19 protein-coding genes are annotated in these 19,547 nt (G+C 59.3%); 8 read left to right on the plus strand and 11 right to left on the minus strand.

Annotation, left to right across the window (positions count from 1 at the left end):
• Window positions 1-217 precede the first annotated feature (217 nt).
• Window positions 218-601, minus strand: coding sequence for a PaaI family thioesterase (locus tag ACSPX5_RS25090; protein ID WP_064382742.1), 384 nt, complete (start codon window positions 599-601; stop codon window positions 218-220).
• Entirely contained in the window at window positions 601-2,925 is a 2,325-nt protein-coding gene (locus tag ACSPX5_RS25095) for a Tex family protein (protein WP_439820464.1), read from the minus strand. The genes ACSPX5_RS25090 and ACSPX5_RS25095 overlap by 1 nt, the downstream gene beginning before the upstream one ends.
• A 360-nt stretch (window positions 2,926-3,285) precedes the next feature.
• Between ACSPX5_RS25095 and ompR the strand changes: the two genes are divergently transcribed.
• Window positions 3,286-4,026 (plus strand): osmolarity response regulator transcription factor OmpR, encoded by a 741-nt coding sequence (gene ompR / locus ACSPX5_RS25100; RefSeq protein WP_007952694.1) that lies wholly within the window; start codon window positions 3,286-3,288, stop codon window positions 4,024-4,026.
• A 114-nt stretch (window positions 4,027-4,140) separates the two neighbouring features.
• The gene (locus ACSPX5_RS25105; RefSeq protein ID WP_085712711.1) at window positions 4,141-5,454 is read left to right on the plus strand and encodes an ATP-binding protein; all 1,314 of its coding nucleotides are present in this window, start codon (window positions 4,141-4,143) and stop codon (window positions 5,452-5,454) included.
• Window positions 5,455-5,578: 124 nt separating this feature from the next.
• On the opposite strand, the gene rimK is transcribed toward ACSPX5_RS25105, so the two are convergent.
• From rimK to rimA, 3 genes are read right to left on the minus strand one after another with little or no spacing between them, the layout of a single operon-like run.
• Entirely contained in the window at window positions 5,579-6,484 is a 906-nt protein-coding gene (gene rimK / locus ACSPX5_RS25110) for a 30S ribosomal protein S6--L-glutamate ligase (protein ID WP_007949201.1), read from the minus strand.
• Window positions 6,481-6,960, minus strand: coding sequence for a retropepsin-like aspartic endopeptidase RimB (rimB, locus tag ACSPX5_RS25115; protein ID WP_065257793.1), 480 nt, complete (start codon window positions 6,958-6,960; stop codon window positions 6,481-6,483). The genes rimK and rimB overlap by 4 nt, the downstream gene beginning before the upstream one ends.
• A gap of 16 nt (window positions 6,961-6,976) precedes the next feature.
• Complete coding sequence (rimA, locus tag ACSPX5_RS25120; protein ID WP_439820465.1) at window positions 6,977-7,756, minus strand: S6 modification regulatory phosphodiesterase RimA; 780 nt, start codon at window positions 7,754-7,756, stop codon at window positions 6,977-6,979.
• Between the two features lie 116 nt (window positions 7,757-7,872).
• Between rimA and ACSPX5_RS25125 the strand changes: the two genes are divergently transcribed.
• Window positions 7,873-8,280 carry an RNA-binding S4 domain-containing protein gene (locus ACSPX5_RS25125; protein ID WP_439820466.1) on the plus strand — a complete coding sequence of 136 codons (408 nt, stop codon included), beginning with the start codon at window positions 7,873-7,875 and terminating at the stop codon, window positions 8,278-8,280.
• Between the two features lie 68 nt (window positions 8,281-8,348).
• Here the strand turns inward: ACSPX5_RS25125 and ACSPX5_RS25130 are convergent, their stop codons facing one another.
• Entirely contained in the window at window positions 8,349-9,149 is an 801-nt protein-coding gene (locus ACSPX5_RS25130; protein ID WP_169428401.1) for a phosphatase PAP2 family protein, read from the minus strand.
• A gap of 104 nt (window positions 9,150-9,253) precedes the next feature.
• Here ACSPX5_RS25130 and hslO point away from each other — a divergent pair, with 104 nt between their 5' ends.
• Window positions 9,254-10,156: an Hsp33 family molecular chaperone HslO gene (gene hslO, locus ACSPX5_RS25135; RefSeq protein ID WP_323161053.1), complete on the plus strand. Its 903-nt coding sequence runs from the start codon at window positions 9,254-9,256 to the stop codon at window positions 10,154-10,156.
• A gap of 181 nt (window positions 10,157-10,337) precedes the next feature.
• On the plus strand, window positions 10,338-11,879 hold the full coding sequence (locus tag ACSPX5_RS25140) for a phosphoenolpyruvate carboxykinase (RefSeq protein ID WP_323161054.1): 1,542 nt from the start codon (window positions 10,338-10,340) through the stop codon (window positions 11,877-11,879).
• Window positions 11,880-12,051: 172 nt separating this feature from the next.
• On the opposite strand, the gene ACSPX5_RS25145 is transcribed toward ACSPX5_RS25140, so the two are convergent.
• The 5 genes from ACSPX5_RS25145 to ACSPX5_RS25165 form a co-directional block, all read right to left on the minus strand.
• A complete protein-coding gene (locus ACSPX5_RS25145) occupies window positions 12,052-12,324 on the minus strand; it encodes a type II toxin-antitoxin system RelE/ParE family toxin (RefSeq protein WP_169428403.1) in 273 nt (90 codons plus the stop codon).
• The gene (locus ACSPX5_RS25150) at window positions 12,324-12,767 is read right to left on the minus strand and encodes a hypothetical protein (RefSeq protein WP_134825142.1); all 444 of its coding nucleotides are present in this window, start codon (window positions 12,765-12,767) and stop codon (window positions 12,324-12,326) included. Before ACSPX5_RS25150 ends, ACSPX5_RS25145 begins: the two co-directional genes overlap by 1 nt.
• A gap of 158 nt (window positions 12,768-12,925) precedes the next feature.
• Window positions 12,926-13,225, minus strand: a complete 300-nt coding sequence (locus ACSPX5_RS25155) for a hypothetical protein (RefSeq protein WP_439820467.1) — start codon at window positions 13,223-13,225, stop codon at window positions 12,926-12,928.
• Window positions 13,226-13,567: 342 nt separating this feature from the next.
• On the minus strand, window positions 13,568-14,695 hold the full coding sequence (locus tag ACSPX5_RS25160; protein WP_439820468.1) for a hypothetical protein: 1,128 nt from the start codon (window positions 14,693-14,695) through the stop codon (window positions 13,568-13,570).
• A gap of 102 nt (window positions 14,696-14,797) precedes the next feature.
• Window positions 14,798-15,079: a hypothetical protein gene (locus tag ACSPX5_RS25165; RefSeq protein WP_169428406.1), complete on the minus strand. Its 282-nt coding sequence runs from the start codon at window positions 15,077-15,079 to the stop codon at window positions 14,798-14,800.
• A 304-nt stretch (window positions 15,080-15,383) separates the two neighbouring features.
• Here ACSPX5_RS25165 and ACSPX5_RS25170 point away from each other — a divergent pair, with 304 nt between their 5' ends.
• The 3 genes from ACSPX5_RS25170 to ACSPX5_RS25180 all read left to right on the plus strand — a co-directional run bounded on the left by ACSPX5_RS25170 (window position 15,384) and on the right by ACSPX5_RS25180 (window position 19,532).
• Window positions 15,384-15,887 (plus strand): polysaccharide deacetylase, encoded by a 504-nt coding sequence (locus ACSPX5_RS25170; RefSeq protein ID WP_169428407.1) that lies wholly within the window; start codon window positions 15,384-15,386, stop codon window positions 15,885-15,887.
• A 383-nt stretch (window positions 15,888-16,270) separates the two neighbouring features.
• Window positions 16,271-18,199: a RecQ family ATP-dependent DNA helicase gene (locus ACSPX5_RS25175; protein ID WP_439820469.1), complete on the plus strand. Its 1,929-nt coding sequence runs from the start codon at window positions 16,271-16,273 to the stop codon at window positions 18,197-18,199.
• A 109-nt stretch (window positions 18,200-18,308) separates the two neighbouring features.
• Window positions 18,309-19,532: a 3-hydroxyacyl-CoA dehydrogenase NAD-binding domain-containing protein gene (locus ACSPX5_RS25180; RefSeq protein ID WP_439820470.1), complete on the plus strand. Its 1,224-nt coding sequence runs from the start codon at window positions 18,309-18,311 to the stop codon at window positions 19,530-19,532.
• Window positions 19,533-19,547 lie beyond the last annotated feature (15 nt).

The following is a 19,547-nucleotide window of genomic DNA, read 5'->3' on the forward strand; positions in this document are numbered from 1 at the left end:
CTGAAGCCCCCGTTGAAGCGCCAACTTCATTCCCTGAATCTGGCCGATGCACGCGAAGATTACGCGATCCCTGTGGGAGCGGGCTTGCCCGCGAAGGCGTCGTGTCAGGCGACCTGATGCTGCCTGACACTCCCTCTTTGCGGGCAAGCCCGCTCCCACAGAAAAGCTCGACGCTGCGATCACAGCGCCGAAATTAACTCAAAATGATGAACAACATCTACAGGACAGCGAACGTGCCTTGCGCTTTTGCGACCAGTTTGTCGCCCTGCATCACGTCGGCTTCGACCACCAGCGTGCGCCGGCCCGGGTGGATCACCCGCGCCGTGCACATCACCTCGCCTTCGGAGACGGCGCGGATGTAGTTGATCTTGCACTCGATGGTCGCGCTCTGCTGATCAAAGCCGTGGGTGCTGGAACAGGCCAGCCCCATGGCGATATCGACCAGACTGAACAGCGCGCCACCGTGCAGCTTGCCGCCGCGATTGCGCAGTTCGGGTTCCAGCGCCAGGGCGACTTGCGCCACCCCGGTTTCCAGGCTGTGCAGGCGACAGCCCAACAGCTTGAAAAACGCGCTCTCGACGAGCCCGGCCGGCATTTCCATCAACGTTTCTTCAACTGCTTGGCGTTGGCGAACAGCGACGCCATGGCGTTGTTCGCCGGAGCTGCCGAGGTGCTTTCCTTGCGCGGAGCCGAACCCTGGGACTGGCGTGGCGCCGAGCCCGGACGCGAACCACGGGCACCGTCGATCTTCTCGCCCGGGGTGTCGCTCATGCGCATCGACAGGCCGACGCGTTTGCGCGGGATGTCGACTTCCATGACCTTCACCTTCACCACGTCACCGGCCTTCACCGCTTCGCGCGGATCCTTGATGAATTTCTCCGACAGCGCGGAAATGTGCACCAGACCGTCCTGATGCACGCCGATGTCGACGAACGCACCGAACGCGGTCACGTTGGTCACCACGCCTTCGAGGATCATCCCCAGTTGCAGGTCCTTCAGGTCCTCGACGCCTTCCTGGAACTCGGCGGTCTTGAACTCCGGACGCGGGTCGCGGCCCGGTTTTTCCAGTTCCTGCAGGATGTCGGTGACGGTTGGCAGACCGAAGGTCTCGTCGGTGAATTTCTTCGGATCCAGACGCTTGAGGAACGACGCGTCGCCGATCAGCGAGCGGATGTCGCGGTCGGTTTCAGCGGCGATGCGTTGCACCAGCGGATAGGCTTCCGGGTGAACGGCCGAGGAATCCAGCGGGTTATCGCCGTTCATCACGCGCAGGAAGCCGGCGGCCTGCTCAAAGGTTTTCTCGCCCAGACGCGCGACTTTCTTCAGCGCAGCGCGGGTCTTGAATGCGCCGTGCTCGTCCCGGTGGGCCACGATGTTCTGCGCCAGGGTCGCGTTGAGGCCGGAGATCCGCGCCAACAGCGCCACGGACGCAGTGTTCACGTCCACGCCCACGGCGTTCACGCAGTCCTCGACTACGGCGTCCAGACCGCGCGCCAGCTTCAGCTGCGACACGTCGTGCTGGTACTGGCCGACCCCGATGGATTTCGGATCGATTTTCACCAGCTCTGCCAGTGGGTCCTGCAGACGGCGGGCAATCGATACTGCGCCACGGATCGATACGTCCAGATCCGGGAATTCCTTGGCCGCCAGTTCCGATGCCGAGTACACCGATGCGCCGGCTTCGGAGACCATGACCTTGGTCATTTTCATCGCCGGGTATTTTTTGATCAGCTCGATGGCCAGCTTGTCGGTTTCACGGCTGGCGGTGCCGTTGCCGATGGCGATCAGATCGACCGAGTGCTTGGCGCACAGGGCGGCCAGGATGGCGATGGTCTGATCCCACTTGTTGTGCGGCACGTGCGGGTAAACCGTGGCGTGATCCAGCAGCTTGCCGGTGGCGTCGACCACGGCGACCTTGCAACCGGTGCGCAGGCCCGGGTCCAGGCCCAGGGTGGCACGCGGGCCGGCCGGGGCGGCCAGCAGCAGGTCGTGCAGATTGTGGGCGAACACGTTGATCGCCTCGGTTTCGGCGCCGTCGCGCAGCTCGCCGAGCAGGTCGGTTTCCAGGTGGGTGTAGAGCTTGACCTTCCAGGTCCAGCGCACCACTTCGCCCAGCCATTTGTCGGCCGGACGGTTCTGGTTCTGGATGCCGACGTGCTGGCCGATCATGCCTTCGCACGGGTGCAGGGTGCCCGGCAGTTCTTCGCCGACTTTCAGCGCGGAGCTGAGAATGCCTTCGTTGCGACCACGGAAAATTGCCAGCGCGCGGTGCGACGGCATGCTTTTCAGCGGTTCGTCGTGTTCGAAGTAATCGCGGAACTTGGCGCCTTCCTCTTCCTTGCCGGCGATCACGCGGGCGCTGAGGGTGGCTTCCTGCTTCAAATAATTGCGCAGTTTGTCCAGCAGGTTGGCGTCTTCGGCGAAGCGCTCCATGAGGATGTATTTGGCGCCTTCCAGCGCTGCCTTGGCATCGGCCACGCCTTTTTCGGCGTCGACGAAGCGCGCAGCTTCGGCTTCGGGGGTCAGGCTCGGGTCGTTGAACAGACCGTCGGCCAGCTCGCCGAGGCCGGCCTCCAGGGCGATCTGGCCCTTGGTGCGGCGCTTCTGCTTGTACGGCAGGTACAGGTCTTCGAGGCGGGTCTTGGTGTCGGCGAGTTTGATTTCGCGTTCCAGTTCGGGGGTGAGTTTGCCCTGCTCCTGGATGCTGGAAAGAATGCTGATGCGCCGTTCGTCGAGTTCTCGCAGGTAGCGCAGACGCTCTTCCAGATGACGCAACTGAGTGTCATCGAGGCTGCCGGTCACTTCTTTCCGGTAACGGGCGATGAAGGGAACGGTAGAGCCTTCATCGAGTAGCGCGACGGCCGCTTCGACCTGTTGTGGGCGTACGCCGAGTTCCTCGGCGATGCGGCTGTTGATGCTGTCCATAAAACCACCTGACAAATTGTGAAAGCAGGCTCGCAGGCGCGTAAATGAAGGCCCGGAGTCTGGTGGGGCGGCTTGATGCTGGCCGCTGCCTGGGTCAAAAGGCATTCCATTGACCCGTGAAATCGAACAATTACTGCGGCGACCCGGAAAATAAAGGACGGCCACCTGCGGTAACGATTCAGACGTTGCCTGGCACAAAAGGCCGCGCATTATAACCGGCGTTCTGTCATTCGGGGGCGACGCAGTCTGTAGGCTCAAGCCCCGGTTTTCTGGCAGTGAAGGAAAAATCTGCTAACAATGCACACGGTGCGTATAACGGCAGCTACGCCATAATGCGCGCCGAGCTAAAAGGAGCATCCAATGAGCAGCACTGCACAAACTGCTGAAGGCGAAAAAATTCTTATTGTTGACGACGATCCGGGGCTGAGCAGCCTGCTGGAACGCTTCTTCGTCAGCAAGGGCTACCGTGCCCGCGCCGTACCGAACACCGAGCAGATGGATCGTCTGCTGTCGCGCGAAGTGTTCAATCTGGTCGTTCTCGACCTGATGCTGCCAGGTGAAGACGGCCTGACTGCTTGCCGTCGCCTGCGTGGCGCGAACAATCAGATCCCGATCATCATGCTCACCGCCAAGGGCGACGAGCTGAGCCGTATCAAGGGGCTGGAACTGGGCGCCGACGACTACCTGGCCAAGCCGTTCAACCCGGACGAGCTGATGGCCCGGGTCAAAGCCGTACTGCGCCGTCAGGCCGCACCGGTGCCGGGCGCGCCGGGCAGTGAAGAAGAAAACGTCACGTTCGGCGACTATGTGCTGTCCCTGGCCACCCGCGAACTCAAGCGCGGCGACGAAGTGCACATGCTCACCACCGGTGAGTTTGCGGTACTCAAGGCCTTGGTGATGAACGCCCGTCAGCCGCTGACCCGCGACAAGCTGATGAACCTGGCTCGTGGCCGGGAGTGGGATGCCCTGGAGCGTTCCATCGACGTGCAGATTTCCCGTCTGCGCCGGATGATCGAACCCGATCCGTCCAAACCGCGCTACATCCAGACTGTCTGGGGCGTGGGTTATGTATTCGTGCCGGATGGCAACTCCACCAAGTGACGGGTGATTTGTAGGAGCGGGTCTGCGGGAAACGGTCGAAAGTGCCGCCTCCGCAGACTCGCTATCCGCAATATGCGAGCATTGCTCGCTCCTGCAAGTGCGTAGCGGTTATCCATGAAAACCCCTGTCTGGTTCCCCCAAAGTTTCTTCTCCCGCACCCTCTGGCTGGTGCTCATCGTCGTATTGTTTTCCAAGGCACTGACCCTGGTTTATCTGCTGATGAACGAGGATGTGCTGGTGGATCGCCAATACAGCCACGGCGTCGCCCTGACGCTGCGCGCCTATTGGGCCGCCGATGAAGAGAACCGCGCGAAGATCGCCGATGCCGCAACCCTGATCCGGGTGGTCGGTGCCGGTGTGCCGGAAGGTGAACAGCACTGGCCTTACAGCGAAATCTACCAGCGGCAGATGCAGGCGGAGCTGGGTGCCGATACAGAAGTCCGGCTGCGCATGCATTCGCCGCCGGCGTTATGGGTGCGCGCGCCGAGCCTGGGGGACGGATGGCTGAAAGTGCCGTTGTATCCTCATCCGTTGCGTGGCCAGAAAATCTGGAACGTGCTCGGATGGTTCCTCGCCATCGGGCTGCTCTCGACCGCTTCCGCATGGATTTTCGTCAGCCAGCTCAACCAACCGTTGAAACGTCTGGTCTATGCCGCCCGGCAACTCGGTCAGGGCCGCAGCGTGCGCCTGCCGATCAGCGATACGCCCAGCGAAATGACCGAGGTTTATCGCGCCTTCAATCAGATGGCTGAAGACGTCGAACAGGCCGGTCGTGAACGTGAACTGATGCTCGCCGGTGTTTCCCATGACCTGCGAACACCGCTGACCCGTCTGCGACTGTCACTGGAGTTGATGGGCGATCGCACCGACCTGACCGACGACATGGTGCGCGACATCGAAGACATGGACGCGATCCTCGACCAGTTCCTCGCGTTCATTCGCGATGGTCGAGACGAGTCGGTGGAAGAGGTGGATCTGAGCGATCTGGTGCGCGAAGTCGCGGCGCCGTACAACCAGAGTGAAGAAAAGGTGCGTTTGCGTCTGGAGCCGATCCAGCCGTTCCCGCTGCGTCGGGTGTCGATGAAACGTCTGCTGAACAACCTGATCGGCAACGCGTTGAACCATGCCGGCGGTAGCGTGGACGTCGCGGCCTATGTGTCCGGCGACACCAGCGCGCCGTATGTGGTGCTGAGCGTGATGGACCGTGGGGCGGGGATTGATCCGTCGGAGCTCGAGGCGATCTTCAATCCGTTCACCCGTGGCGACCGCGCGCGGGGCGGGAAGGGCACCGGGCTGGGCTTGGCGATCGTCAAGCGGATTGCGTCGATGCACGGCGGCAATGTCGAGTTGCGTAACCGGTCCGGTGGCGGGCTGGAAGCACGGGTTCGGTTGCCGCTGGGATTGATGTTGCCAAGAGATGCCGTTTAACGGCGGATATCCTGCCGGGTCTGACGGCCTCTTCGCGAGCAAGCTCGCTCCCACAGTTGAAATGCATCCCCCTGTGGGAGCCAGCTCGCGATGGCGGCCATTTGGCCGCCTCATCGCTTCAGGTCTAGCCCTTGCCTTTGGTGCGGGTCATGTTCGGCCCGCCATTCTTCTCAAGGTGTTCGATGATGATCCCCGCCACGTTCTTGCCGGTGGTGGTCTCGATCCCTTCCAGGCCCGGCGACGAGTTCACTTCCATCACCAGCGGCCCGTGATTGGAGCGCAGGATATCCACACCCGCCACCGCCAGGCCCATGACCTTGGCGGCGCGCAACGCGGTCATGCGTTCTTCCGGGGTGATCTTGATCAGGCTGGCGCTGCCGCCACGGTGCAGGTTGGAGCGGAATTCCCCGGGCTTGGCCTGACGCTTCATCGCCGCGATCACCTTGTCACCGACCACGAAACAGCGAATGTCCGCGCCGCCCGCTTCCTTGATGTATTCCTGCACCATGATGTTCTGCTTCAGGCCCATGAATGCCTCGATCACCGACTCCGCCGCCGTTGCAGTTTCACACAGCACCACGCCGATCCCCTGGGTACCTTCCAGCACCTTGATCACCAATGGTGCGCCGTTGACCATGTCGATCAGGTCGGGAATGTCGTCCGGCGAGTGGGCGAACCCGGTCACTGGCAGGCCGATGCCACGGCGGGAAAGCAGCTGCAGCGAACGCAGTTTGTCCCGGGAGCGGGCGATGGCCACCGATTCGTTGAGCGGGAACACCCCCATCATTTCGAACTGACGCAGCACCGCGCAGCCATAGAACGTCACCGATGCGCCAATCCGCGGGATCACCGCGTCGAAACCTTCCAGCGGTTTGCCGCGATAGTGGATCTGCGGTTTGTGGCTGGCGATGTTCATGTAGGCGCGCAAGGTGTCGATCACCACCATTTCATGCCCGCGTTCGGTGCCGGCTTCGACCAGACGACGGGTGGAATACAGACGCGGATTGCGCGACAGCACAGCGATCTTCATGCAACACCTGTGGAGGAGGTAGATACCGGGAACACCGGCTTGTCTTGTACATACTTGATGCCCGGATTGACCACCAACTGGCCGTCGATCAGGGCTTTGGAACCGAGCAACAGGCGATAGCGCATGGACTTGCGGCAGGCGAGGGTGAACTCGACCGGCCAGACCCGATCACCGAGGGCCAGGGTGGTGCTGATCACGTAGCGCACCTGGGCCTGGCCGTTGGAACTCTTGATGGTTTTGCGGGTGACCAGCGGCGCTTCGCAACGCCGGTGGCGCAACTGCACCACCGTGCCCAGGTGCGCAGTGAAACGCACCCATTTCTCGCCGTCCCGTTCGAACGGCTCGATGTCGGTGGCGTGCAGGCTGGAGGTGCTGGCGCCGGTGTCGATTTTCGCCCGAAGGCCCGCAACTCCCAGATCCGGGAGCGCCACCCACTCGCGCAGACCGACAACGGTCAAATGGTCAAATGTCTTCAATGGAAAAAACCAACAATTAACGCGTCCACGCTGCAGGGGAAACCTGAGCTAACGCTTTGAATGCAGGCTTGGCGAACCAGAATCCCTGCATCAGAAATATTCCACAATCCGCCAGGAAATCCCGTTCACCAGCGCTTTCTATGCCTTCGGCGATGACTGTAACGTCCAACTCCGCACAGATTGTGACAATCCCCCGAACGATAGCCTGACGAATACGGTCACGGTCGATATCGCGGATCAGCGCCATGTCGAGTTTGATCAGGTCAGGCTGGAAATCGGCCAGCAGATTGAGCCCCGAATAGCCGGCACCGAAATCGTCGATGGCCGTCTTGAAGCCGAATTCGCGGTATTCACGCAGAATATTGGTCAAATGGCGATAGTTATCTACGTGCTCGCTTTCCAGGGTTTCGAAAATCAGACGGTCGATCGGGAAATTGTGTTTCCTGGCGGCCTCCAGGGTGCTGCGAATGCATAACTCTGGACGATAGACGGCGTTGGGCATGAAGTTGATCGACAAGTGTGTCTGCATATTAAGCGCGGCCGCGCCTTCGATGGCGCGAGTCCGGCAGAGTTGGTCGAAACGGTAGCGGTTGTCTTCTGTAACCTGGTCCAGCACGGTTAACGCGCCTTCACCGGCCGGTCCACGAACCAGCGCCTCGTAGGCGTAAACCGACTCGTCACGCAGATCCACGATGGGCTGATAGGCGAAGGAAAAATCGAAGCCCAGCGGCTCGCTTTGCTGGCAGCCCAGGCACCCGGATCGGGGCGAGGTCAATGAAGACGGAAATTTGGTCACTCGATCACTCCATGCCGTTGAACCGGCGAAGATCACAGTTTATCTGGAGGGCCGGATCCTTGCGCCCGACAGAATCGGTAGTACAGTTCCGACTACTGGCTGAACGAGGAATTCATATGGCGCAAAAACAGGAAGAGGACGACAAGGTCCGTCTCGATAAATGGTTGTGGGCAGCGCGTTTTTATAAAACACGGGCCTTGGCCAAGGCTGCGATCGAGAGCGGCAAAGTGCATTGTCGAGGAGAGCGCTGCAAGCCTGGCAAAGAGCCACGCATTGGCGACGAATTCGAGATTCGTACCGGCTTCGAGGAAAAGACTGTAGTGGTCCAGGCCCTGTCGATCGTGCGTCGTGGCGCGCCGGAAGCTCAGACACTGTATGCGGAGACCGAGGCCAGTATCGCCAAGCGCGAGGTGGCTGCGGCGATGCGCAAGGCCGGGGCGATGGGCGTGACCACCGATGGCAAACCCAGCAAGAAGCAGCGGCGGGATCTGTTTAAATTTCGTGGGAACAGTAGCGGCGAATAAAAAATCGCAGCTGGCCGGTCCTGACTCAAGACCCGTCAAAGGCTGCGATTTTTTTCAGTGGTCGTCGATTATCGTGCGGACACGATGGTCATCCGCGAAATCACCGGCAACTTGCCCAGCAGCCCGAAAATCGGCGCCGTGACCTTCAGCCAGAAATTCGCCGCGTGATAGGCGAACGGCGTGTAGTAACCCCAACCCAGCGCCCACACCGCCAGCAGCAGACCACCGATGTAATCGTCCTGGCCCCAGTGTGCGCCGGCTACCAGACGCGGCAGCATGAACAGCAGCGCCAGGCCCCAGATCGTCAGGAACTGGCCGGCTGAACGACTGAACACCCCCATGAACAGCGCCCAGATCAGCAACACCGAAGCGTGGTCACCGGGGAAACTCTGGCTTGAGCGATCCTTCAGCTCAAAGGCCTTCTCCAGATGCGGGAAGTAATCGCTCATATGGACGGCGCCTTCGAGCACCATGGAGGGACTGTTGTGCTGCCAGCCCATGTGATCGGCGAATTTGGAAAACAGCGCGCGGATGACCACCATCAGCAGCAGGATCGAGAAAAATCCGAAGAAGGCGCGACGTACATCAATCGCCTTGAAGACCCAGTCGCCCTTGATCAGCAACGTCAGCAGAATCAGTCCGACGACAACATCGAACGGGCGCAGACTTGCAATTGCCCAGATGTGGAGCCATATGGGGTTGCTGGCCAGCGGAGTATTGAGTGAGCGGAACAGCCACTCGTCGAAAACCACACACAGCATCTGGCCTGTAGGCCATAACCAGAAAGCCAGTAGTGCCAATGGCACCGTATTGCACAGAAGCAGCCGGCCGAGGTTCCACCTTGATTGGAACAAACCCGGATTGTTCATAAAATGCCTCCCGTGGCTGAACACAGGCATCAAAATGGATGCCAGAAGCGCGGGATTTTCATTCTTTGTAACCATTTTGTCATTAAAATCAGATACCTAAACCTATGACCGATTTCCTCGATACCGATTACACCCAACGCTTCATCTTCGATGACAGCGACACGCGCGGCGAACTGGTGTCGCTGGAACGCAGCTACGCCGAAGTGCTCGCCAAGCACCCGTACCCGGAGCCGGTTGCGCAATTGCTGGGCGAATTCATGGCTGCCGCGTCGTTGCTGGTGGGCACCCTGAAATTCGATGGCTTGCTGATTCTTCAGGCGCGCTCCGAAGGCCCGATTCCGCTGTTGATGATCGAGTGCTCCAGCGAGCGTGAAATCCGTGGCCTGGCCCGTTACGAGGCTGACCTGATCGCCCCCGACGCGACCCTCGCCGACCTGATGCCTGACGGCGTTCTGGCCCTGACGATCGACCCGACCGTCGGCCAGCGCTATCAGGGCATCGTCGATCTCGACGGCGAAACCCTGTCCGACTGTTTCACAAACTACTTCGTCATGTCCCAACAGGTCGGCACCCGCTTCAAGCTCTGCGCCGATGGTCGTCGCGCCCGTGGCCTGCTGCTGCAGCAACTGCCTGCCGATCGCCTGAAAGATGAAGAAGAGCGCGCCGCCAGCTGGCAGCACATCACCGCGCTGGGCAACACCCTGACCGCTGATGAACTGTTGAGCCTGGACAACGAAACGGTTCTGCATCGTCTCTACCATGAAGAGCAGGTCCGTCTGTTCGATGTGCAGAAACTGCGCTTCCACTGCAGTTGCTCCCGTGAGCGTTCGGGCAATGCACTGGTCAGCCTGGGTCTGGAAGATGCGCAGCAATTGGTGGCCGAGCAGGGTGGCAGCGTCGAGATCGATTGCCAGTTCTGCAACCAGCGCTACCTGTTCGATGCGGCGGATATCGCTCAATTGTTCGCTGGCGCGGGCGTCGAGACGCCGTCAGATACCCGGCACTAAAACGGTTCAGCGCAGGTAAATTCACTGCTCAACGACGGAATAACGCCGTTACGACGGGAGGGCCCTACTCTTTTTGGGCTTTTCTGGCATAATCCGGCCCACTTTTTTCGCGGTAGTAGTGCACGACTTTCTACTACAAAACGTTTGGAGCACACTCGGCCACTGGCCGACGGGGAACCTCATGACGCAAGCCAATAACGCCGTGTACACCGATCTGAGTGTTGATGATCTGGTAAAAGAAGCCCTGAAACGCGGTGAAGGCGAGCTTGCCGATACCGGCGCTCTGGTTGTTCGCACCGGTCACCGCACCGGCCGTTCGCCAGTCGACCGTTTCATCGTTGAAGAGCCTTCCACCCAGGCTGCCATTGCCTGGGGCCCGATCAACCGCAAGTTCCCGTCCGACAAGTTCGACGCGCTGTGGGCTCGTGTTGAAGCATTCAACAACGCGCAAGAGCATTTCGTTTCCCACGTGCATGTAGGCGCGGCCGAAGATCACTACCTGGCCGTGAAGATGACCACCCAGACTGCCTGGCAGAACCTGTTCGGTCGTTGCCTGTTCATCAATCCGGCCCAGTACAACCCGGCCGGTCGCGAAGAGTGGCAAGTGCTGAACGTCGCCAACTTCGAGTGCGTGCCTGAGCGTGACGGCACCAATTCCGACGGTTGCGTGATCATCAACTTTGCCCAGAAGAAAGTGCTGATCGCCGGCATGCGTTACGCCGGTGAAATGAAGAAAGCCATGTTCTCGGTGCAGAACTTCCTGCTGCCGGCCGCTGACGTGCTGCCAATGCACTGCGCTGCCAACATCGGCGAAGAGGGCGACGTGACCCTGTTCTTCGGTCTGTCGGGCACCGGCAAGACCACCCTGTCCGCCGACGAAAGCCGTTACCTGATCGGTGACGACGAACACGGCTGGGGTGAAGGTGTTGTGTTCAACATCGAAGGCGGCTGCTACGCCAAGTGCATCGACTTGTCCGAGAAGAACGAGCCGGTCATCTGGAAAGCCATCAAGCACGGCGCTGTGCTGGAAAACGTCGTGATCGACGACGCCAAGCACGCCGACTACGCCGATGTCAGCCTGACCCAGAACAGCCGCGCAGCCTACCCGCTGGAGCACGTTGCCAAGCGTTCCGAGAAGAACCTGGGCGGCGAGCCCAATGCTGTAATCTTCCTGACCTGCGACCTGACCGGCGTCCTGCCGCCAGTGTCGATCCTGAACAACGAGCAGGCGGCCTACCACTTCCTGTCCGGCTACACCGCACTGGTGGGCTCGACTGAAATGGGTTCGGGCAGCGGCATCAAGTCGACCTTCTCCACCTGCTTCGGCGCACCGTTCTTCCCGCGTCCGGCTGGCGAATACGCTGAGCTGTTGATCAAGCGCATCAAGGGCTTCGGCTCCAAGGTCTACCTGGTCAACACCGGCTGGACCGGCGGTGGCTACGGCGTCGGCAAACGCTTCAACATCCCGACCACCCGCGCCGTGATCGCAGCGATCCAGAGCGGTGCATTGATCGGTGCTGAAACCGAGCACCTGGACACCATCAACCTGGACGTGCCACTGGCCGTACCGGGCGTCGAAACCAACCTGCTCAACCCACGCAACACCTGGGCTGACAAGGCTGCGTACGACGAAGCTGCCAAAGCACTGGCCGGTCTGTTCATCGAGAACTTCAAGAAGTTCGACGTGAGCGACGCGATCAAGGCTGCCGGACCTAAGTTGTAAGGCTTAGTTCTGGTGAATGAAAAAGCCGCCTCTTGAGGGCGGCTTTTTTGTGGGTGATTGGTTGGACTTCGTTGTCAGATCAACTGCCATTATTCCCGCAGAGTCCGCGCTAAACAGCCAGAGTAATGCTACTTAAGGAGCCTCGAACTCCTAAGCATTTTTTCTCCAGCCATCATGGCCATTGCCGTCTGGTATGCAGCACTCGCAGCACTTCCACAACATCAACTTTGATTGCGTAGATGATGACGTAGTTTGGGGTGACGACGATTTCGCGGGTGCCTTCCGCGATACCTTTTCGGTATATGGCTGGGTGCTGGCGAGCGCTTTCTCCTTTCAGTTCGAAAACCTCATCGAGCTCAATCGCTGCAACGGGATTTTCCTGTCCGATACGCTCCATGATGTTGTCTCGGTCATCCAGCGCCTCTTGGCGCCAGACTAACCTCATCAACGTACTCGCTGACGCAGGGCATCACGCTTGGCGGCAAATATCCTGCGAGCGTCTTCATCGCTGACGCTGGGTCTTGGGTCATCAATGCTGATTTGTACCTGTTGCTTGACCCATTCCTCATACGCAGCGGCTTCATGAGCTTGTTTCATCGCTTCGGCGCGATCAGGGCGAGCATAGGTTTTTATTTGAAGAGGATCATAACTGGAGGCGTCCACATCGAAGTGATTGATACCCACTCCTTGCAGGTAGGTCACCAGTGTTTCGAACCGCTTGAACAGCCGCACCTGACCACTGCGCTGTGCTGCCAGTGAATACTCTTTGCTTCCTTGCTGAACTTGAATCGACCAGCCACCGGGCTTGGCGACGATATGTGCGCTACTGATCGAACCGTTCTCAAACAGTCGCGTGAGAGTGCTGTGATCAATGGTTTCAGTGGTCATGAAAGCAAGCCCTTGGTTGAACAATGGCTCCCATCGTACGCAATCAATAATAGTTTGCAAAATTCAGATCCTTTATTTTTGCGCCGGAAATGCCAGCGTCAGTGTTCGAGATTAGGGGCAGGCAGTTCTAGCTGTGAACACGCCTGCCGAGGAGTTCGTCAGGCCGGGGCTTTCCAGCTGAGCATTTTCTGCTGGGCGACCTGGAGCAGGTCACAGCCGTCTTTGGTCAGCAGGTAGAGGGCGTGGGTGATGTGCGGGATGTCTTCGACGCCGGCGTGTTTGAAGCAGAGGCAGTAGAGAGTTTGCAGCAGGTCGCTGGAGGCACGCAGGCGCTGGACGGCGCATTCGAGGATATCTTGCGGGTTGGCCTCGGTGTCGATGACCAGGGGCTTGGTGTCGGTGAGATTGGAGTCGACGGGGCGGTAGCGATCGGAGTGGAGCTCGTTCCATGATTTCATTTTTTCTATCTCTGTAGGCATCGATGAACCGCTGCTACCGTGACCAAGCGGTGGAGGCGGACTGTGTTCAAGTTGGTCAAACCGGCAGAGATAACCCGGTACGCCGAAGCGTCCCAAACACAGCCCGCCATAAAGCATGCCGACAGAAAGAGCTCGGCAGCATACAAGGGCATGTATCAGTTATCTCTGTTTTTCAGGTGACCAAACCTGAATCGCTGATTGGGCAGCGACACTCACAACTATAGATTTGGGCTAACAGGCACCGATAGAAGACAAGGCGCCGCTGCCTGTAGGAACGGGATGCAGATCCGGGCAGGCCGTTCCTACAGATCAATCACGGTTTCAACGAATCGCCCGATACGCCTCAACATCCAGCACACTCGTCGTCAGCCCGCTCGCCGGGGTGTAGATCGTGCCTTTCACCGTCGAGAACGGAACGCCTTTGCTGCCCAGCGAAACGTAGCGTTCGCCTTGATCCAGTTCGGTGAACCAGGTGTAGGAGCACTTTTCCATGGCCTTGTATTTCGCTGCCGCATTGACGATGGCGGCGGCATGGTTGCGAAGGTCGGCGTCGGAGAGGTTGAGGTTTTTTTCGAGGACGGTGCCCCAGCGTTTCAGGCAGACCTCTGCAAAGTGGCGGACGATGAGACCCGGTTCGGCCAGCACTTTGGGACCACTGTTGCCATCGGCGGAGGCGTTGCCGACCAGGGTGGCGTGACGGCCGGGCATGGGGAAGATACTGGTCTTGGTGCTGGTCGCGGTTTGTGGGATGACGCAGCTGAAGCCTTTGGATCGTTCGTCCCGTGCATAGAAGCCCACGTACTCTTTTACGTTGGTGTTGAGCTTCACCCGGTGTTCCTGAAAGTTACCGATACCGGGCACGGGATCAATGGCGAAGATATTCACTGGAATGTTTTTCAGCGCAGTGTCGTTGAACATGGCATTGGCCAGCATGTGGCAACTTATGCCGCCACGGCTCCAGCCCACCAGATTGATTTTTGTTGGAATGACACCGTCCTTGCGGAAAGTTTTAATGATCTGCTCCTGTAACTTCTGTTGCGTGATGCTGCGGTCGCCGTAGTTGTACTTGCGCCATAGCCACGAGCCCTCGACTTTTACATCTTCAATGGGAATGCCTGCCGCTTTGAGGCGGTTATATTCTGCTTCGGTCAGTTGCTCGCGCTGCCAGTCGCATTTGCCTTTGATGATGTTCATCGCGTGCTGGACGTTTTCCTCCCAGCCCTTGCCGAACAGGGTTCCGCTGAGGCCATAGTCCTTGGATTTGGTGAACAGGTCATCGGCCTGCAGGTTACTGGTGCCGGGGCCATCGACCACGATCCATTCGGCGAACTCGCGACCAGAGTGATGGGAGGCAAGTGTGGAGACCAGTTCGCCATCCCAATAATTTTCGTGGGTGTTATCAAACTTTGTCGAACCTGTACCGCAAAAGAAAATAGTTAGCGTAGTCATGTTGTTGCTCTGGGTTGATGAAAGAGCAAACAGGCTAGTTCTGAACTTCGCAGTAATGGAAGTGAAGGGTTGTTTCGAACTTTGTAAGTTTGGCTGGTGGCGTTAATTATTTATTCGTTGTCTTGCAACTTCCAGCAAGTCGCAGCCGTCCTGCGTCAACAGATAAAGCGCATTGACGATGTTGGGGATGTCTTTGACATCGGCCTGTTTGAAACACAGGCAGTAAAGAGTTTCCAGCAGGTTGTTGGCCGCCCGCAGCCGCTGATCGGCGGCATCAAGGAGATCGCGGTGGCTCGCTTCGGTATCAATGATCAGCACGGGCGTTTCGCTATAGCTGGTTGTGAGTGCGCGGTATCGGGTGTTTGACGGTTTGAACATGTTCATGATCGGGGTGTGTCCTTTACGAAGTCGCTGTGGCGGGCCGACACAGTGTTTTCAGTCGCGCCGGCCACTATAGAAGGGTGCCCTCGAGCGGGACAAGACAGCCGCGATGGACAGAATTCGTAGGGGTTTTTCCGGGGTTCGGGCATTTGCCCTACGCATTTTTGCGGTGTTTTCACAGCCAAACCCTGACGGAAGAAATTTCCCACGCGTTTGTCGGGCGATTCCCGGTAAACCTCTGTATGGTGCGCGCCAGAATCCGTAGGGCGTTTCCAGACGTCCGACACACGCTTAAAGGGAATTAGGTATGCAGTGGCTACGAATGGCCTCGATCATCTTGCTGTGGGCCAGTGGTTGTCGTTTGACGGTGGCCTCCGACACGGGCAATGGGCTGGCGCTGGCCAACCTGGAGCGCAGCGGTTGGCCCGATGCACTCACCACTCAAGCCAACATTGACACAGCTTCCCGCGCTGAAGTGTTGATCTTCGGCAAGGCTCTGCTGGCGAGCGAAGCGCTGGACGAAACGGGACTCAAACAACGACTGGGCGTGCAGCAAATGCAGCTCAAGTCGATCCGGCAAGTGCGCGACGGTCTGTGGGATCGCTTGCTCCATACCTATCGCAACGCCAGTCAGAATTGCGACGAACAAGCGTTTTGCCCGCGGGTGCGCAGCGTCGCCGACTTGCGTCAGTTGGCTGCGGCATTTACGGGCGATATCAGCCCGGCCCATGCACTGTGGGCGAGCAAGAGCCTGGACGTGCATGAGCGAGTACTGGATGAGCAATTGCGGGTGGCCGTCCTGCGGCCATAGCGCTTTGGCGGGTGTCAGGTTGAAGAGGTTTCACCCGTTGTCACGGCGGAAGCCCAGGGCGGTGGAAAGTTGTCGGGAGAGGGCGTACATCCACCCAGTAACAGGGATGCAAGGATCAGGGCGAAGGGTAGTTTCAAAGGCTTTGACATGTTCACTCCTTGATAAAAATCCATGGGCATCGGCCGTCCTGGCTCGAGGCGTGACGGACATTACCTTCAGGTCGATTCACGCGGCGATGAACAAAGTGTTTCATTTGTTTGATCCCGTGGCGTGGCCGCCGACGCTGTATCATCCCGTATCGATTTGCCCCCCGACCTTTTCTCGATTCGCTGCGATCGCCCGCTAGGCTGTTGGCATCACGGCGGTCAACGGAGTGACAGCGAATGCACAACACCCTGGAACAGGTTTTCGGTTATCCACAATTTCGACCCGGTCAGGAAGCGGCAATCAGCGCTGTGCTGGCCGGGCGCTCGGCGGCGGCGATTTTTCCCACGGGTTCCGGCAAGTCCCTTTGCTACCAGGTCCCGGCGCTCCTGTTGCCGCACCTGACGCTGGTGGTTTCGCCGTTGCTGGCACTGATGCAGGATCAGCTTGAGTTCTTGCGGCGCCACGGCATTTCGGCGGGGAGCATCGACTCGGCACAGAGCCGCGAAGATGCCAACGACGTGATGACCCGTGCCCGTTCGGGCGAATTGAAGATTCTGATGATTTCCGTTGAGCGCTTGAAGAACGAGCGCTTCCGCAATTTTTTGCAGCAGGTGCCGATCTCGCTGCTGGTGGTGGATGAGGCGCACTGCATCTCCGAATGGGGCCATAACTTCCGGCCCGACTACCTCAAGCTGCCGGACTACCAGCGCCAGTTCAACATTGCGCAGACCTTGCTGCTGACTGCCACGGCAACGCCGAAAGTCATCGCCGACATGCAGGCGAAATTCGCCATCGCCGCCGAGGATGTGGTGACCACCGGTTTCTACCGGCCCAACCTCAATCTGCTGGTGGAGCCGGTACGCGGTGAGGACAAGCGTCGACGGCTGGTGCAGTGGATGGCCGAGCGTGCGGGTCAGCCGAGCATCGTCTACGTCACCCTGCAGAAAACCGCCGAACACATCGCCGAGCATCTGGAGCGCAATGGCATCCAGGCCGAGGCTTACCACGCCGGGTTGCCCCACGAACAACGTGAAGCGATCCAGAAGCGCTTCATGGGCGGGCAGTCCAATTGCATCGTCGCCACCATCGCGTTCGGCATGGGCATCGACAAGAGCGACATCCGCAACGTGGTGCATTTCGACCTGCCCAAATCCATTGAAAACTACAGCCAGGAAATCGGCCGCGCCGGGCGTGACGGGCAACCCTCCGACTGTCTGGTGCTGGCCAACCGCGACAGTCTCAATGTGCTGGAAAACTTCGTCTATGGCGACACGCCGGAGCGCGACGGCATTCGCCATGTGCTGGACGAGTTACAGGCCGCTGCACCTGAAGGTCAGTGGGAGTTTTTACTCGGGCCGTTGGCGGATCAGAGCAACATCCGTGCGCTGCCATTGAAGACGTTGCTGGTGCAACTGGAGCTGCGAGGGCTGATTGCCCCGCGCTACGCGTATTACGCCGAATACCGTTTCAAATACCTGCTGGAGCCCGAGGCGTTGCTTGAGCGTTTTGAGGGTGAGCGCAGGGATTTCGTCGCGGCGATCATCCAGACTTCGAGCCGCGCGCGGACCTGGGCCACGGTGAATTTCGAGGCGATGTATTCGCAATATTCGGCCGAGCGAAATCGTGTGGTGAAGGCGCTGGATTACTTCCAGGAGAAGGGCTGGGTCGAGCTGGAAAGCAAACAGATTACCGAGGTCTACAACGTGCTGCACAGCGCCTTCGACAGCCAGGTCCTGAGTGGCGAGTTGCATGATGACTTCTCCCGCCACGAACAGGCCGAAGTGGCGCGGATTCACGCGATGCTCGAATTGTTCGCCACCGAGCGTTGCCTGGGCCACCGACTGGCGGAGTACTTCGGTGATCACAATGCCCCCGAGCATTGCGGGCATTGTTCGGTGTGCCACGGGCAGGTCGCCCGGCTGCCGTCACCTCCGGCGTTGCCGGCGCTTGTGGATAAAAGTTTTCCGGCGTTGTGCGGCGATTTTATCCACAGGCATGAGCAACTGACCGGCAGTGTTCCTTCGGCGGAGCGGCTGACGCGGTTTCTGTGCGGGATCAGTGTGCCGCTGTTTACCAAACTCAAGGCGCGAACCATCTCCGGGTATGCGGCGCTGGAGGACTACCCCTACGCGGACGTGCGGGCGTGGGCTCAGGCGCATCTCTGAGGCATCGAATCCATTTGCTGAATGTCGATCATCACGGCAATAAACTTCAAAAATGCCCGGTGGCTGACTATGGTGAAGGCTGTCTTTGGATCGCCCACAAGAGAACAACATGAGCCAGACATCCTTCGAAATTCAGCGGGCCGCCGTGATCGGCGCCGGCACCATGGGCCGTGGCATTGTCATGTGTCTGGCCAACGCCGGCGTGTCAGTGCAATGGGTCGACAACAATCCACAGATGCTTGAGCAGGCGCTGAAGACGGTGGCCGATACCTATGCGCACAACGTACGTCAGGGGCGGATCGATCAGGCCGAGGCTGATGCGCGAATCGCCCGGGTCAGCGCGGCGGCGGATTATGTGGCGATCCGCAACGTCGACCTGGTGATTGAAGCGGTGTACGAGAACCTCGAGCTCAAGCAGAAGATCTTCCGTGAGCTCGATGGCGTGCTGAAGCCAGAGGCGCTGCTGGCGAGCAATACTTCGGCGCTGGACATCGACGCCATTGCCGCCGCGACACGGCGGCCGACTCAAGTGCTGGGCCTGCATTTCTTCAGCCCGGCGCACATCATGAAACTGCTGGAAATAGTCCGTGGCGCGCAGACCTCACCGGCTGTGCTTGAAGCCGCTCTGGAGTTGGGCAAGCGCATGGGCAAGGTCAGTGTGGTGTCGGGCAACTGCCACGGTTTTATCGGCAACCGCATGCTCCATCCATACGTGCTCGAAGCGCGCAAGATGTTGCTCGAAGGGGCGTATCCACATCAGATCGATGCGGCGTTGCAGAGTTTCGGTTTCGCCATGGGGCCGTTTCGCATGTACGACGTGGTCGGCATCGATCTTGAGTGGCGTGCCCGCGAGCTGGCCGGCAAAGGGCAGGACGCGCCCGAGGTTCAGGTGGATAACCGCTTGTGTGAACTGGGTCGCTTCGGTCAGAAGTCCGGCAACGGTTACTACCATTACGAACCAGGCAGTCGTCAGGCCGAGCATGACCCTGAAGTGGACGCACTGGTGTTGAGCGTCAGCGAAGGTCTGGGGTTTCATCGCCGTGAGATCGGGTCCGAGGAGATCCTTGAGCGCTGTCTGCTGGCGTTGGTCAACGAGGGCGCGAAGATCCTGCAGGAAGGGATTGCCGAGACGGCGCATGACATCGATCAGGTTTACCTGAACGGCTATGGCTTCCCGGCGGAGAGGGGCGGGCCGATGGCCTGGGCGGACGATCAGGGGCTGGCAGATATTCACAAGCGGCTGCTGGCGCTGGAAACTCGGCAGGGAGATCAGTGGCGACCGGCACAATTGATTGGCGAGCTGGCGGCGCGAGGAAAGGGTTTTTACCTTTAGACTGAGCCGATCACT

Origin of the sequence: Pseudomonas sp. HLG18, assembly GCF_051903985.1 — a bacterium.
Lineage (GTDB): Bacteria > Pseudomonadota > Gammaproteobacteria > Pseudomonadales > Pseudomonadaceae > Aquipseudomonas > Aquipseudomonas fluorescens_BT.

What these genes read in the sequence shown, in the direction of transcription:
- ACSPX5_RS25090 (WP_064382742.1), bottom strand. Translation starts at nt 601, where the DNA reads ATGGAAATGCCGGCCGGGCTCGTCGAGAGCGCGTTTTTCAAGCTGTTG.
- ACSPX5_RS25095 (WP_439820464.1), bottom strand. Translation starts at nt 2,925, where the DNA reads ATGGACAGCATCAACAGCCGCATCGCCGAGGAACTCGGCGTACGCCCA.
- ompR (WP_007952694.1), top strand. Translation starts at nt 3,286, where the DNA reads ATGAGCAGCACTGCACAAACTGCTGAAGGCGAAAAAATTCTTATTGTT.
- ACSPX5_RS25105 (WP_085712711.1), top strand. Translation starts at nt 4,141, where the DNA reads ATGAAAACCCCTGTCTGGTTCCCCCAAAGTTTCTTCTCCCGCACCCTC.
- rimK (WP_007949201.1), bottom strand. Translation starts at nt 6,484, where the DNA reads ATGAAGATCGCTGTGCTGTCGCGCAATCCGCGTCTGTATTCCACCCGT.
- ACSPX5_RS25125 (WP_439820466.1), top strand. Translation starts at nt 7,873, where the DNA reads ATGGCGCAAAAACAGGAAGAGGACGACAAGGTCCGTCTCGATAAATGG.
- ACSPX5_RS25130 (WP_169428401.1), bottom strand. Translation starts at nt 9,149, where the DNA reads ATGAACAATCCGGGTTTGTTCCAATCAAGGTGGAACCTCGGCCGGCTG.
- hslO (WP_323161053.1), top strand. Translation starts at nt 9,254, where the DNA reads ATGACCGATTTCCTCGATACCGATTACACCCAACGCTTCATCTTCGAT.
- ACSPX5_RS25140 (WP_323161054.1), top strand. Translation starts at nt 10,338, where the DNA reads ATGACGCAAGCCAATAACGCCGTGTACACCGATCTGAGTGTTGATGAT.
- ACSPX5_RS25145 (WP_169428403.1), bottom strand. Translation starts at nt 12,324, where the DNA reads ATGAGGTTAGTCTGGCGCCAAGAGGCGCTGGATGACCGAGACAACATC.
- ACSPX5_RS25150 (WP_134825142.1), bottom strand. Translation starts at nt 12,767, where the DNA reads ATGACCACTGAAACCATTGATCACAGCACTCTCACGCGACTGTTTGAG.
- ACSPX5_RS25155 (WP_439820467.1), bottom strand. Translation starts at nt 13,225, where the DNA reads ATGAAATCATGGAACGAGCTCCACTCCGATCGCTACCGCCCCGTCGAC.
- ACSPX5_RS25160 (WP_439820468.1), bottom strand. Translation starts at nt 14,695, where the DNA reads ATGACTACGCTAACTATTTTCTTTTGCGGTACAGGTTCGACAAAGTTT.
- ACSPX5_RS25165 (WP_169428406.1), bottom strand. Translation starts at nt 15,079, where the DNA reads ATGAACATGTTCAAACCGTCAAACACCCGATACCGCGCACTCACAACC.
- ACSPX5_RS25170 (WP_169428407.1), top strand. Translation starts at nt 15,384, where the DNA reads ATGCAGTGGCTACGAATGGCCTCGATCATCTTGCTGTGGGCCAGTGGT.
- ACSPX5_RS25175 (WP_439820469.1), top strand. Translation starts at nt 16,271, where the DNA reads ATGCACAACACCCTGGAACAGGTTTTCGGTTATCCACAATTTCGACCC.
- ACSPX5_RS25180 (WP_439820470.1), top strand. Translation starts at nt 18,309, where the DNA reads ATGAGCCAGACATCCTTCGAAATTCAGCGGGCCGCCGTGATCGGCGCC.